Source organism: Pedobacter sp. AC402, assembly GCF_979252805.1.
Window position 1 is genome coordinate 170,936 of the sequence record NZ_CEEDAI010000002.1, and the last position, 12,440, is coordinate 183,375.

Annotated in this window: 14 protein-coding genes, 1 tRNA gene and 1 pseudogene; 11 read left to right on the plus strand and 5 right to left on the minus strand. The window is 37.5% G+C overall.

Annotated features, from left to right (window positions below):
- Positions 1–43 precede the first annotated feature (43 nt).
- A pseudogene (locus tag AC0IWE_RS02725) lies at positions 44–577 on the plus strand (RNA polymerase sigma factor).
- A 451-nt stretch (positions 578–1,028) separates the two neighbouring features.
- Here the strand turns inward: AC0IWE_RS02725 and AC0IWE_RS02730 are convergent.
- On the minus strand, positions 1,029–2,540 hold the full coding sequence (locus AC0IWE_RS02730) for a phytoene desaturase family protein (protein WP_471791814.1): 1,512 nt from the start codon (positions 2,538–2,540) through the stop codon (positions 1,029–1,031).
- A 248-nt stretch (positions 2,541–2,788) separates the two neighbouring features.
- On the opposite strand from AC0IWE_RS02730, the gene AC0IWE_RS02735 reads away from it, so the two are divergent.
- From AC0IWE_RS02735 to AC0IWE_RS02745, 3 genes are all read left to right on the plus strand, one after another.
- Positions 2,789–3,319, plus strand: coding sequence for a hypothetical protein (locus AC0IWE_RS02735; protein WP_055908454.1), 531 nt, complete (start codon positions 2,789–2,791; stop codon positions 3,317–3,319).
- A complete protein-coding gene (locus tag AC0IWE_RS02740) occupies positions 3,320–3,997 on the plus strand; it encodes a lycopene cyclase domain-containing protein (RefSeq protein WP_471791815.1) in 678 nt (225 codons plus the stop codon).
- 901 nt (positions 3,998–4,898) lie between these two features.
- Positions 4,899–5,141: a cytochrome b5 domain-containing protein gene (locus AC0IWE_RS02745; protein ID WP_055908448.1), complete on the plus strand. Its 243-nt coding sequence runs from the start codon at positions 4,899–4,901 to the stop codon at positions 5,139–5,141.
- Here the strand turns inward: AC0IWE_RS02745 and AC0IWE_RS02750 are convergent.
- Both AC0IWE_RS02750 and AC0IWE_RS02755 read right to left on the minus strand, forming a co-directional pair.
- Positions 5,128–5,307: a helix-turn-helix domain-containing protein gene (locus AC0IWE_RS02750; RefSeq protein ID WP_471791816.1), complete on the minus strand. Its 180-nt coding sequence runs from the start codon at positions 5,305–5,307 to the stop codon at positions 5,128–5,130. The genes AC0IWE_RS02745 and AC0IWE_RS02750 overlap by 14 nt on opposite strands.
- Positions 5,261–5,722 (minus strand): hypothetical protein, encoded by a 462-nt coding sequence (locus AC0IWE_RS02755; protein ID WP_471791817.1) that lies wholly within the window; start codon positions 5,720–5,722, stop codon positions 5,261–5,263. The genes AC0IWE_RS02750 and AC0IWE_RS02755 overlap by 47 nt, the downstream gene beginning before the upstream one ends.
- A 491-nt stretch (positions 5,723–6,213) precedes the next feature.
- Between AC0IWE_RS02755 and AC0IWE_RS02760 the strand changes: the two genes are divergently transcribed.
- The 6 genes from AC0IWE_RS02760 (at position 6,214) to AC0IWE_RS02785 (ending at position 8,959) form a co-directional block, all read left to right on the plus strand.
- Complete coding sequence (locus tag AC0IWE_RS02760) at positions 6,214–6,387, plus strand: hypothetical protein (protein ID WP_471791818.1); 174 nt, start codon at positions 6,214–6,216, stop codon at positions 6,385–6,387.
- 920 nt (positions 6,388–7,307) lie between these two features.
- On the plus strand, positions 7,308–7,454 hold the full coding sequence (locus AC0IWE_RS02765; protein WP_471791819.1) for a hypothetical protein: 147 nt from the start codon (positions 7,308–7,310) through the stop codon (positions 7,452–7,454).
- Positions 7,454–7,762, plus strand: coding sequence for a hypothetical protein (locus tag AC0IWE_RS02770; protein WP_471791820.1), 309 nt, complete (start codon positions 7,454–7,456; stop codon positions 7,760–7,762). Before AC0IWE_RS02765 ends, AC0IWE_RS02770 begins: the two co-directional genes overlap by 1 nt.
- Positions 7,759–7,977, plus strand: coding sequence for a hypothetical protein (locus tag AC0IWE_RS02775; protein WP_471791821.1), 219 nt, complete (start codon positions 7,759–7,761; stop codon positions 7,975–7,977). The genes AC0IWE_RS02770 and AC0IWE_RS02775 overlap by 4 nt, the downstream gene beginning before the upstream one ends.
- A 614-nt stretch (positions 7,978–8,591) precedes the next feature.
- Positions 8,592–8,747, plus strand: coding sequence for a hypothetical protein (locus AC0IWE_RS02780; RefSeq protein WP_471791822.1), 156 nt, complete (start codon positions 8,592–8,594; stop codon positions 8,745–8,747).
- Between the two features lie 26 nt (positions 8,748–8,773).
- The gene (locus AC0IWE_RS02785) at positions 8,774–8,959 is read left to right on the plus strand and encodes a hypothetical protein (protein ID WP_471791823.1); all 186 of its coding nucleotides are present in this window, start codon (positions 8,774–8,776) and stop codon (positions 8,957–8,959) included.
- A gap of 578 nt (positions 8,960–9,537) precedes the next feature.
- Here AC0IWE_RS02785 and AC0IWE_RS02790 read toward each other — a convergent pair.
- Complete coding sequence (locus AC0IWE_RS02790) at positions 9,538–9,771, minus strand: hypothetical protein (protein WP_471791824.1); 234 nt, start codon at positions 9,769–9,771, stop codon at positions 9,538–9,540.
- A gap of 608 nt (positions 9,772–10,379) precedes the next feature.
- Positions 10,380–10,514, minus strand: coding sequence for a hypothetical protein (locus AC0IWE_RS02795; protein ID WP_471791825.1), 135 nt, complete (start codon positions 10,512–10,514; stop codon positions 10,380–10,382).
- A gap of 903 nt (positions 10,515–11,417) precedes the next feature.
- On the opposite strand from AC0IWE_RS02795, the gene AC0IWE_RS02800 reads away from it, so the two are divergent.
- Positions 11,418–11,491, plus strand: a tRNA-Asn gene (locus AC0IWE_RS02800).
- Positions 11,492–12,440 lie beyond the last annotated feature (949 nt).

Below are 12,440 nucleotides of genomic sequence, written 5' to 3' on the forward strand. Positions count from 1 at the left end.
ATAAATTCATTTGTTTTTTTTAAATCCCCTAAAGCTAAACATCATGACAAAATTTGAATTCAATCATCTGGTTAGTCATCACTCGGTATCACTTGATATCTGATGCTTTAAATTTTACAAAAGACGCAGAAGACGCTAATGATTTTGGTTCAGGATACCATGCTGAAAGCGATCACTTATTATAATAAGTTTAAAGAGGGTACGAATTTAAAAGGTTGGTTATTTACCATCATGAAAAACACTTTTATCAATAACTACCGCCGTTTAGTGAAAACGAATACATTAATTACACAAAGCGAGGATATTTCTTCTGCTTAACCTTTCATATAGTGCTACAAAAAATCAGGCTGAAAGTAAATTTGTATTAGGTGATATTGATAAAGCATTATCACAATTACCTGAAGAGTATTATGTGCCGTTTATCCGTTATTTTGAAGGCTATAAATACCATGAAATTGCTGATATGTTGGAAATTCCAATTGGAACAGTTAAAACCCGTATTCACGTTGCAAGAGGAATTTTGAAAAAATACCTTAAAACGTACTCTAAAGAAGTTGCCGTTAGTGAAATGGCTTAAGATACATCGATTGAAAAACTTGGGGCTCAGATTTTATCTGGGCCCTTTCTTGTTCCCTTATATATATGATCCTTGATTTCTGGCGTATTGCAATGCAGTTAAGAAATCTATTTGCGGGATCTTAATATTTTGGCAAAATCGGAATTACCTAAGCATCTTTTTTAAGGATCATGAATTGAATGCCAATAACGGCTTTCGATAAATGAATTGCTTTACCTCTGCCTAGTTGCCCGGCCGAAATGACGATCAGCTATTGAACTCGATATTTGCAGTTTTCTGTAAAAAGCAAAAGGCCTGAATTATCAGGCCTTTTTGCTTATCATATATTTGGTTAGTTGATTCTTGATTTTTGCTTTCAACAATTCGCCTTCTCTCTTATTTCGAAACAAATGCAAACCTCGAACAATTCTCATGCGTTTTAAAGCTTTATTGCAGTGTTTTTGTTCTGTGGTTATAAAGATAAGGGAAATTTTAAATTTGTCAAGCTTTTTTTAACTTTTTTTTTATTTCTTTTCGCTACCACTTGTCCAGATATGATTGCAGGTGGCACTCCAGGGCCTGGAACGGTTAATTGTCCGGTATATAAAAAATTTGTTACTTTACTTTTCATTTTAGGTTTTAGGAAAGCGGTCTGTTTCAAAGTGTTTGCTAGTCCATACGCATTTCCTTTAAAGGCATGATAGTCTGCAACAAAATCATCCATAGCGTAACTGCGTTTAAACAAAATATGATTAGTAATGTCGTTTCCTGTTAAATCTTTGAAGCGTTTAAGCAATAAATTAAAGTATTCTTCCCTTTTGCTTTCACTGTCGCTTAAACCGGGTGCAAGCGGAACTAAAAAAAAGAGGTTCTCGCAACCTTCAGGTGCAACGCTTGGATCGGTAACTGAAGGGCAGCAGGCATAAAACAAGGGCTTAGCCGGCCATTTCGGATCCGTGTAGATTTCTTCTGCATGCTGATCGAAATTTTCATCGAAAAATAAGTTGTGGTGTAAAACGTTTTTTAGCTTTGTGTTAAGCCCAATATAAAATAAAAGGCATGAGGGAGCCATTGTTCTACTGTTCCAATATTTTTCGCTGTAATTGCGGTATGGTTTTTCAAATAAATGCTGATCTATATGTTGATAATCAGCATTGCCCACTACAAAGTCACTTTTAAATGTGCCCTTATCAGTAATCACTTCTTCAGCAATGTTATTTTTAACTTCAATTTTGGTTACTTCTGTATCAAAAATAAATTTTACGCCTTCAGCTTCAGCTATGTTTTGCATGGCAGCCACAATTTTATGCATCCCGCCCATGGGGTACCAGGTACCTAAAACAAGATCTGCATAGTTCATCAGACTGTATAAAGCAGGAGTATTTTGCGGTGTGGCACCTAAAAATAAAACCGGAAATTCCAGAAGTTTCCTCAATTGCTCATTTTTAAACAATTGATGTACATGTTTCCGCATGTTGCCCAGTAACTGTAGTTTTATTCCACTAATGGCCAATCGCGGATCAAAATATTCCATTACGCTGTGCGAAGGTTTAAAAACATATTCATTCATGCCAACATCATATTTATATTTGGCCTGATCGAGAAAAGACTGAAGGTTTTTAGTGCTGCCAGGCTCTAGCTTTTCAAATAATGCATATAGTTCATCCAGTGTAGCAGGCACATCAATGCGTTCATCTTTGTCAAAATAAATACGATAGGAAGGGCTTAATCTTTTGAGTTCGTAAAAATCGGATGCTGTTTTATTAAAAATATTGTAATAGTTTTCAAAAACATCTGGCATCCAGTACCAGCTTGGCCCCATATCGAAGGTAAAACCGTCTTTTTCCCAGGTTCTGGCCCGGCCGCCTGCCATTTCATTTTTTTCGATTACGGTAACCTCGTAACCATCTTTAGCCAACAGTGCTGACGCGGCCAAACCTGCAAAACCGGCACCAATTATAGTAACCTGAAGTTTTTTCTCCATGGTGTAAATAAAGGAAATTTATCTTGTTTTGTTTTGTTTTTTTGTCATTCAGGGCATCGGTTATTTTAAATGCAATGGGAAATTTGTAGAGGATGTCGAATCTAGGTGATTACTCCAGGTTATCTCTTTTATTATGAGGGGATTAAGGAAGTTGAGCGAGTTTTCTTAACGTTATCAATATAGTTATATTAAAGAGTGGATATCTGCCGAGAGAACTCTTGATAGATTTATTACCTTTGCGGCTAAACATGATTAAACTAAGCCTTATATGTTTTCTGCTCCTAGCGGCAAGCAATATTACTTATGCCCAGTTATCTACTCAAGAAATTGCGGTATTAAAAGCCAATATGGTAAAAGCGGTAGAAAATTCAAAGCTAACTGATTCTCTTTTTACGCAATTGAATAAACTGCCTAATAAAACAGCACTGATTACGGGCTATACCGGAACATTGGAAGCTTTGAAAGCAAAACATTCCTGGAATCCATATAACAAGATCAAATATGTTGGCAGCTCGCTTAAAACCCTGCAAAAGGCTATTGATATGGATAAAGAAAATATGGAAATTCGTTTTATGCGCTTTTCTATCGAATTTTATACGCCTTCATTTTTGGGTTTCAGTAAAGATTTAGCTGTTGATAAAAAGGAAATTGTTAAGCATTATCAAAATGAAAATTTTGGCCTTGCCGACCAGGACTTGGTTAAAAATGTTGCCAAATTTATGATTGATAGTAAAAAGTGTACGCCGGCAGAAGTTAAAATTTTAAAGAAACACCTATAAATGCATTATACCTATTTATTCATAAACCTTGCCGTAATTTTCTTTCCGCTGGTTTTATCCTTCGATAAAAAGGTTCATTTTTTTAGCAAGTGGAAATTTATATTTCCTGCTATACTGATTACCGGAATTGTATTTTTAGTATGGGATATCCTTTTTACCAAACTAAGTGTATGGTCGTTTAACCCCGATTACCTGGTTGGGATAAATCTTTTAGGATTGCCCCTGGAAGAAATGCTCTTCTTTTTAACGGTTCCGTATGCGTGTGTATTTATTTATGAATGTTTAAATGCTTATTTCCCGAAAAATGATTTGCAGAAATATAGTCTGGCACTAAGTAATTTATTTCTTGGTCTTTGTGTGGCCATTCTTTTTTTTGGTTACAGCAGATGGTATACGCTTATTAATTTCGGCTTTTTGTTTGTAGTATTGGCTTATGTAGAATACATCAATGTTGAGTATAGGTTTATGTACAGGTTTTACAGGGCTTATTTGGTTTCTTTAATACCTTTTTATGTGGTTAATGGATTTTTGACCTCCATACCGATAGTGATGTATAACGATAAGCAGAACCTGGGTTTCAGAGTGGGTACGATCCCTTTTGAAGATCATTTTTATTTAATGAGTTTGTTGTTGATGAATATTTACCTTTACGAGGTTTTTAAAAACAAGCGACGATAATCTGAAGAGATTTAGTTTTTTCAAAGTGGCCCGTAATTTATTTTGATTTTTATAAATAAATTATCCATCAGGATGACACAACTAAGTGATGATCATCTATGATTTTTCCGTGCTTCCGTGGCAAAAACTGATCTCTGTGTAAATCTGCGGGTTAAAGTCTTAAATAGTCCTCGTTTGTAACGAGGATTTTTGAGGTACGCATTTGCAATGCGAAAATAATTCCTTTAAGAGCGATAAAATCGCTTTTCTCGTACATCCTCATTGCAAACGAGGACGATGTAGTATGATCATCTATGAATTTTCCGTGCTTTCCGTGCTTCCATGGCAAAAACTGTTTTCTGTGTAGATCTGTGGTTAAAGTCTTAAATAGTCCTCGTTTGTAACGAGGATTTTCAGGTACGCATTTGCAATGCGAAAATAATTCCTTTAAGAGCGATAAAATCGCTTTTCTCATACATCTTCGTTGCAAACGAGGACGATGTAGTATGATCATCTATGAATTTTCCGTGCTTTCTGAGTTTCCGTGGCCAAAACTGTTTTCTGCGTAAATCTGTGGTTAAAGTCCTTTCTCCTTAAATAGTCCTCGTTTGTAACGAGGATTTTTGAGGTACGCATTTGCAATGCGAAATAATTCCTTTAAGAGCGATAAAATTGCTTTACTCGTACATCCTCGTTGCAAACGAGGACGATGTAGTATGATCATCTATGAATTCTCCGTGCTTTCTGTGTTTTCAGTGGCAAAAACTGATCTCTGTGTAAATCTGTAATTAAAATCCTTTCTCTTTAATAATGAATCGAAGCTTTGACTATACAAGGCATGTAAAATCATATAAGCTCAGTGCTTTCTATTTTATATATGGTTAAAAACCTTTTGATTATCTTCAACCCGAAATTAATTTAAATGGATTTACCAGCTTATACCAAGCAACAGCTCGCTTTACGCAACGGACAGGATAAACCTCAGATCTGGGTGGCTTATAAGGGGCTTATCTATGATATGACTGAGAGCAGGCTTTGGAGAAACGGTAAACATTATGAGCATTGGGCAGGGCAGGATTTAACTGATGAATTACCCGATGCACCCCATACTGATGCTGTTTTTGAAAAATTTGTACCTATTGCAATGCTGGTTAAACCAGGTTAATTTTAGTAAGTGTTGATTGTTTTAAATCCTTAAATTCTGAGGGTCTTTTGCCCACCATCTTATAAAAAGTATTACTGAAAGAAGAAATGCTATTGTAGCCCACCTGGTAGGCAACCTCGCTAATTGTGGCATCGCTTTCCAATAATTTTTCCATTGCCTTTATCATCCTTGCCAGTTTTCGGTATTGAAAAAAGGAAGTATCCGAAAGCCGAGTGAAATAATCTTGATAGGGTACGTTCGCTAAAACCCATCGCTTTGCCCACACTTTCCAAACTCATGCCGTCATCAGCAAGTCCATTTACAATATGCTGTAATACAGGTCTTAAACACGCTGGTTTTCTGTAGTTGGCAACGCAATCAGGGAGGGGGTGTTCGCTCACCACAGGCAAAATATTCTTAAGTGTATTTAAAAAATCGTATTCTTTCGTTTTTGGAACAATATTTCCATTCCAGCGCTCAGAAAAAAGGAACATTTCTAACAAGAGGTTATTTACAGGATATATTCCGATTTGTTTATAAAACGGATTTTCATCATCCGTAGCAGTGTCAAAATAAATATTCCTTAACAATTGCGGGCGCATGGTACCGGTGTTGTAAATGGTGTTCCTAACTCCGGCCGGAATCCGAACGTCCGTGCCGTGCAGGCAAAAAGTAAGATTTCTCTTTTGTATACAAAAAAATAATGCCTCCCTCTACATCAGTGAGTTGTCCTTTTAAATGGCTGTGGTCTTGAAACCGGTACTATCAAACCGGCTGTGCCAAACGTACATGGTTTCTGGTTTTTCGTCTATTGCAAATAAAAGGTCTTCGTTGCTAACTTTTATCATTTGGCTGGTTTGAATAAAGAATCTGTCGGTTTAGATAGAAAACAAAGTAACAAATCTGTAACGAAATTTGCATCATTAATTAACGAATATGAATTTTAACAGGAATGAAAGAAACGTTTTGGTTGTGCATTCCACTTCTTTTATCGATCAATTTTTGCTCATGCACAAGCCATTCCGCATCAGGATAACTCTACCATTAACCAGGTTTGGGCACTTGCAGATCGTCAACGATAAAAAAAATACAAATGCAGGGCCTCAATGTGCAGGCTGCTGATGCGCATGTAAAGGTAAGCAAGGCCGAAAGGTTACCCGAAATTGCTGCCGAAGGAGTTTATGCTGATGTTTTACCCTTACCTATTTACGAAAACGGACTTTTTCATACCCCTCAGCCAGTTTCCGGTTGCACCAACTTATTATAAAGCAGGTGCTGATGCTTATTTCAATATTTATAATGGAGGAAAAACCAGTACTGAAATTGATGCCTCGAAAGTGGAAAGCGAATTGAGCAAGGTGCAGAAAAAGGACAAAGTACACAGGAAATCCAGTTATACAGTCGCGGTTTATTTTTACGATGTGTTCCGTAGATTTCTTACCAGGATTTACTGGAACAAGACATCCGCGACCGCGAAAAGCAATTGGCAGAAATTAACCAGTTATATAAAAACGGAACGATATTAAAAAGTGATGTATTGAGGCAAGAATTGCGCCTTTAGAGCGGCGTATGTTGTTAACTGAAATTAACCACAGCATATCAAAATCGCTAAACATAAACTTAATATTTTAATTGGCAGGGCAAGATGATGCGCCTCTGAATCCTGAGATATCTGACAATGAAACAGACGCCATTGCACTAAAGCAAGATTGACGAATATTTTAATGATGCCAAAACAACTTCTTTTTCAAAATAAAAATTTCGGAGAAAGAACAGGCCCTTGCAAAATTGAAACTAAAGAATGTAAAATCCAGATGCTATGCCCTCTTTGGGTTTTTTTGGAGAATATGCCTTTGCATACCCGCAAATTCAGTTTTATCCTTATGCGTTATCGCTTTATAGTAATGGTATGGTTGGATTAAAACTTAAAATTCCGATTTCATCCTGGTATACCAATCAACACAAAGTTAAGGAGGCGGAAATTACGGTGCCATGAGCAGGAAGTTGAAGATGAAGATGTGAAAGATCAGGATCCGCCAGGAAGTGCAAGAAAATTATATACCGCTATAAAGAATCGGTACAACGCATTGCACTTGCAGAAGAAAACGATCAGCAGGCGACAGACAGCTTATCGGATTGTACAAAATACGTATTTCAACCAACTGTCGCTTTTAACCGACTTGCTGGATGCAGAAAACACAATTATTGCAATCGCGGTTCGAACTCACCACTGCAAAGGTAAATGCTAAAATACAATACTATCAATTACAAAAAGCCGATAGGAAAACTTATAAAAATGAACACACAGAAACAAAGCAAAGACCGATAGGATAATGGGTAGAATTACCACAATAATAGCACTCATCGTTTTAGTGGTATTGATGATATGGGGTGGGAAAACGCTCATCGGCTATATGAAATTTGAAGAAACGAACGATGCACAGGTGGATGAATGCATCAACCCCGGTAACTGCACGAGTGAGTGGTTACTAGTTAAAGAAGTGAAGTTTGAGGAAACCCGGGAAGTGAAAAAGGGTGATACCCTTGTTTTAATAGATGATGATGATTATACCGTTCAACAAGATGAGGGCAGCGGCTTCGTTGCTAAATGCGAAAGCACAGGTTTCGGTACAACAGAGTGAATATTGAAACAGCCCGAAGTACGGCCTTGACGTTGCGGAAGCTGAAATTGCTGCTGCAAAGGCAAAGAAGCTGCTGGAAACGGCAGGCGGAATATGCCCGCTATAAAAACTTTTCGATGCTGAATCGGCTACCCGCCAACAGTTGGAAACGGTTAGAGAGTTTATTGCAGGTTGCACAGGCGGAATATCAGGGCATCAAAAGAAAGATTATTTAACTGCTATACTCCAAAACGAATGATATTAAGGCACAAAGTGATGTGCTGGAATCTGAAATAAAGACGAAGACAGGCCGTATGTAAAAGAAACAACCTGAAATACTTGCTATACGGTAATTGTTGCGCCTTATGATGGTAAAATGGGTAGAAGAACCGTTCAGGCGGGGTCGATTGGTTCAAACCGGCCGAAACTATTGCTTATCTGGTTGATCGGACAGCTCGGAAAATGGGTGGTGGCTAATTTTAAAGAAACCCAGATAAGCTAAAATGCCGTGTTGGAGAAAAAGTAAATGTTGAGGTTGATGCTTTTTCCTGGTCGAACAGATTTATTGGAGAAATACGATCCCTGATCTGGTTGCTGCTACAGGCTCAAGGTTTTACCGCTATTGCCCCCAGATAATGCTACAGGAAACTTTGTAAAAATTGCCGCAGGCGTATTCCGGTTCGCGTCACGTTTGGGTAAAAATGACCAGGGCGTTGAGCTGCTAAGTGCAGGAATGAGTGCTAGTGTTAAAGTGAAAAAAAATGACTGATCATTTGCCTATATTTAAAGTTTGAAGTACCCGAATGGGTGGTAATTCTGCAGCATTTTTGCGGTACTTTTATCGTCGGTATTGCTTTTTGCACTCTCTACCGCTGATGGTACCGCTGCGGCTGGCTATTATGGTGCAAGTGCATCGGATGTTCAGTTTTCATTATTGATGTTTTATGCCGCAGTTGCCAGTTTTGCCGTTGTAGAACGCCGTTTTTTTGCCCAGGGTAATTACTAAAGATTATTTATTGATCTGCATGATTCTTGAAATTCTTATTGCGTACTGGTGTTGCCATTACCCGCGAAATCTGGTCGGTTTTTACACTCGAGGTTTCTGCAAGGAATTGTGAATTGCGGCCTTACCAGTATATCGCTCAAATTTACTTTTTCCAGCAGGTTGAAAATGCGAACACGCAAAAGAAACCGGTTATACCATTTTTTATGGAATGATTCTGTGTATCTGCCGGTTACGGCAGCTCTTTTCTGTCCCGGATTGTTGAAAATTATGAATATAATGTTTTATATAAAGCCATTATATTCTGTCTTTTGCCCAGTGCAATATTGCTTTTTAGTGTAATGAACAGGGTACATCTTTTACGCAAAACACCAGGCTTTTATAAAATCGATTAGCCGCTGAGTTTTGTGCTTTTTTCTACCATGCTCGTACTTATTGCCTATGTTCTGGTTTATGGTCGGCAATTCGATTGGCTGGATGATATGCACGGTATCCGTTACGCTATTTTAGCGATTTTGTTTTTGTTTGTGAGTTTCTATTCAGCCGGCAGCTTACCCTAAAAAGGCCGGCAGTTGACCTCAGTATTTTCAGATCGAGGAATTTTGCCATCGGAATTGTTTTCCTGGTTATTCTTTATATTGTTCGTGGTGCTTTCAGATTTAACATCTTCATATTTTATTTAACGTTTTGGGGATGGATTCTTTGCATGCCAACGAGATTATGATCTGGAGACTTGCAGGAGTTGTGGTGGTACGATAGTTGCGATCTCGATTCTTGATCCCGTAAAAAACATTTAAGGGTGTTGTGGATACAGTGGTTTTGTATTGCTTTTTGTGTTTTTTTTAGTGGATGTGCCAACTGTTTGCCAGTGAAGCGAGGAACAGAAAACTTTTACCTGCCGCTTTTTTTGCCAAGGTGTGGGCGCTGGGATGGTGATGTCGCCAATTGTGATGTTCATTATATAATCTACCGAAAATTTAAGCCAATCCGCATGATCTGTTGGTGTATTCTGCGTTTCTACTTTCATCTCAGTTTGGCTTTAATTAATTTCTATCAGCTATATTTTGAAAGGAAACAGAGCGATGATGTTGGTGACGATATTCCTTTGTTGATTTGACCTGTCGGAAAGATCCAAATATAAATCTGTTTTAATGGGCAAGGTTTACCTAGCAATGAAGCGGTAAAGTAGCTGTGGTTTGTTGAAACGAAGCCCTAAAACAAACATACTACAGTTTTGTGTAAGCTCTATGAATGGATTGCAGCCCTTTGTTTTTATCTATCATCCTGATAACATTGCAGACCAGTAATTAGCAAAACGGTGATTAATTTGAGAACAAACAACCTGCAGCGGCAGGATTTTAGTAACCATTAGCAAAAACCCTCATTTAGGGCGATGCCAATCTTAAAGCGATGGCTGCATGTAATAAATCTTTAACCTCTGATCAGGAAATTTTGCCATAACAAAATGCTAAAACAAACTGAGTACATGGATCTTGGTTAAATAAGTTGTAATAAAAAACCACAGATTTAAAAGAAATTTATCTACTTTTAAATCTGTAATTCGTTTATCTAAATGAACTATAAACTGTTAACTGAAAATTGAACTGTCAACTGTCAACTAACTATGCTTCTATTCTAAAAGCACTTAAACTTACAAATTCCTGAATTCTGGCTGCAACTTACTTCATCTGTAATTTCAATAGTTTTTCGGTTCAAACTTTCTACGCGGAACAATGCCAATGCTGAACCATATATGATTGCATTTTTCATATTATTAAAGCTAATTGTGCCTACTTTTGCCAAATAACCAATAAAACCACCAGCAAAGTATCACCGGCACCAGTTGGGTCAATTATCACCCAAAGGCAATGCCGGAGCAAGAAAAATCTGATCTTCATGGAACAATAAAGCACCATGTTCTCCTTTTTTGATGATAGCTGGGTATTTGGCCCATGAGCAAGAATTTTCTTTGCCGCTTTAACTGAAGGTATTCGCCAGATAGCTGACGAGCTCTGCATGATTAATGGTTAATACATCTACCAGTTTAATGGTTTGGTAAATAATCCCATCATAATATCCATCCAGAAATTCATGGTATCCATTACAATTAATTCGGACGGTTTTTAAGGCGTTTAATTACCGTTTGCTTGTACTTGTGGAGTAAGGTTTCCCAGCATCAATATTCACAATCCTGATAGCTTTCTCGTAACCGGATCGAAGTTTTCCAATACGTTCAACTCTGTAATGTCAATTATCAGCTGTCATGTCGTTATGGTATTTCCCAACCAGAAGAAAGATTTTTCGCCTGTTTAATATTATAATCCTTCGGTATGGATACCCATGCGAAGTAAAGGTATGAATATCTGATGAAAATCATCACCAACAACTGCTACGATTTTTGCTTTATTATAAAAGTAAGATGCGGCTAAACTTCGTAAGTACCTCTCGCCACCTACGATTTTATCCGTTTTTCCAAAGGAGTTTCAATAGCATTTAAAAGCTACGAGTACCTTATGATTATGAGCTGTCATATCTATGTGTTTAATTTTTTTTAAAATTTTCACTGCAAATATACATAAATAATTTGAAAGCCCTAATATTGCATTCCCAAAACGAACAAGGCTATGTGCACTTTGGTGTAAAAAACCTCGTTTCAGGAAACAACCAGCGCACTCCTTCTTTAGCTTCAGCTGGTTGAGCATCTGACTGTTGATCAGAAGGTCACTGGTTCGACCCAGCAGAGGGAGCTCAGATTTTCAAGTCCGAAAATCACAAAAAACCCCATTTCTAGCAATAGGATGGGGTTGCATATAAGGAATTCTTCTACCCACTGAACACTTTCTCAATTATCTTATTCGTCAAGTTTTACACTAATAAATGTGAACTTTTTCGAAAACCTTTACATGGGGGTTCCGCTAAAAGTGGCCACTGATTTTCATCCATCATGGCCGTGTTTTCGGCCTATATTGCTCACTAAGATTTGGCTTGAAGTGGCAGCTCGGCTCATTTTTAAGTGCGTTTTAAGCTTCTGGAAAGCGGGGATGGATTCGATTGGTCGTTTTCGCCTCAAACCAATTGGAGATGTTGTAATGGCCTTGAATCAAAAAATATATTTCTTGTTGATGTGTTTAAACATGAGCTGATTTATATGATATGTTCTTCTGGAAAACTTCATTTTTCTTCCAAAACCATCTTCTGTGGAGTTCAACAAAACAAATGCAGGAAAGATAAATTGGAAAATGAAAGAGAAGGAATCTGGAAAAATTAATATCTTGGCTGAGTCTACGATTCCATCAAGAACCAGATGGTGGAAAAAGGGGTGTACAGTTCGAATGAAAACTGGTGCACACTTTAGCGAAATCCCACTCTTGCATTGCCTTGTAATCATATCCATCACTTCCATTTCTTTGAACATCATAACTAATTGAATGATGGAATGGGTTTATGATAATCGGCAAAAGAAAAAGAGATATTAAATGCTTATCTGGAACAGTTTACTTTTATTAAAGGCATCGGCATTTGCTCACAATCGATTATCAGAAAAAGAAGGCTTTTTTTTCAAAATACTTGCCTGATAATATTGATTAACCCCAACCTTTCCTTCTTTGAACTGGGAAGGTAATTCACTTCTTGAATAATGGGAGAAATGGTGGGTTTTCAAAGCCTCATTGGTAAGCCATTTGATATAAATTGTAG

Bases quoted from the DNA above. Each gene is read 5' to 3' on its own strand.
- AC0IWE_RS02740 (WP_471791815.1), top strand. From the start codon at position 3,320: ATGCATTATACCTATTTATTCATAAACCTTGCCGTAATTTTCTTTCCG.
- AC0IWE_RS02770 (WP_471791820.1), top strand. From the start codon at position 7,454: ATGGGTAGAATTACCACAATAATAGCACTCATCGTTTTAGTGGTATTG.
- AC0IWE_RS02730 (WP_471791814.1), bottom strand. From the start codon at position 2,540: ATGGAGAAAAAACTTCAGGTTACTATAATTGGTGCCGGTTTTGCAGGT.
- AC0IWE_RS02745 (WP_055908448.1), top strand. From the start codon at position 4,899: ATGGATTTACCAGCTTATACCAAGCAACAGCTCGCTTTACGCAACGGA.
- AC0IWE_RS02760 (WP_471791818.1), top strand. From the start codon at position 6,214: ATGCAGGGCCTCAATGTGCAGGCTGCTGATGCGCATGTAAAGGTAAGC.
- AC0IWE_RS02755 (WP_471791817.1), bottom strand. From the start codon at position 5,722: ATGCGCCCGCAATTGTTAAGGAATATTTATTTTGACACTGCTACGGAT.
- AC0IWE_RS02790 (WP_471791824.1), bottom strand. From the start codon at position 9,771: ATGAAAGTAGAAACGCAGAATACACCAACAGATCATGCGGATTGGCTT.
- AC0IWE_RS02765 (WP_471791819.1), top strand. From the start codon at position 7,308: ATGCAGAAAACACAATTATTGCAATCGCGGTTCGAACTCACCACTGCA.
- AC0IWE_RS02750 (WP_471791816.1), bottom strand. From the start codon at position 5,307: ATGATAAAGGCAATGGAAAAATTATTGGAAAGCGATGCCACAATTAGC.
- AC0IWE_RS02735 (WP_055908454.1), top strand. From the start codon at position 2,789: ATGATTAAACTAAGCCTTATATGTTTTCTGCTCCTAGCGGCAAGCAAT.
- AC0IWE_RS02795 (WP_471791825.1), bottom strand. From the start codon at position 10,514: ATGAAAAATGCAATCATATATGGTTCAGCATTGGCATTGTTCCGCGTA.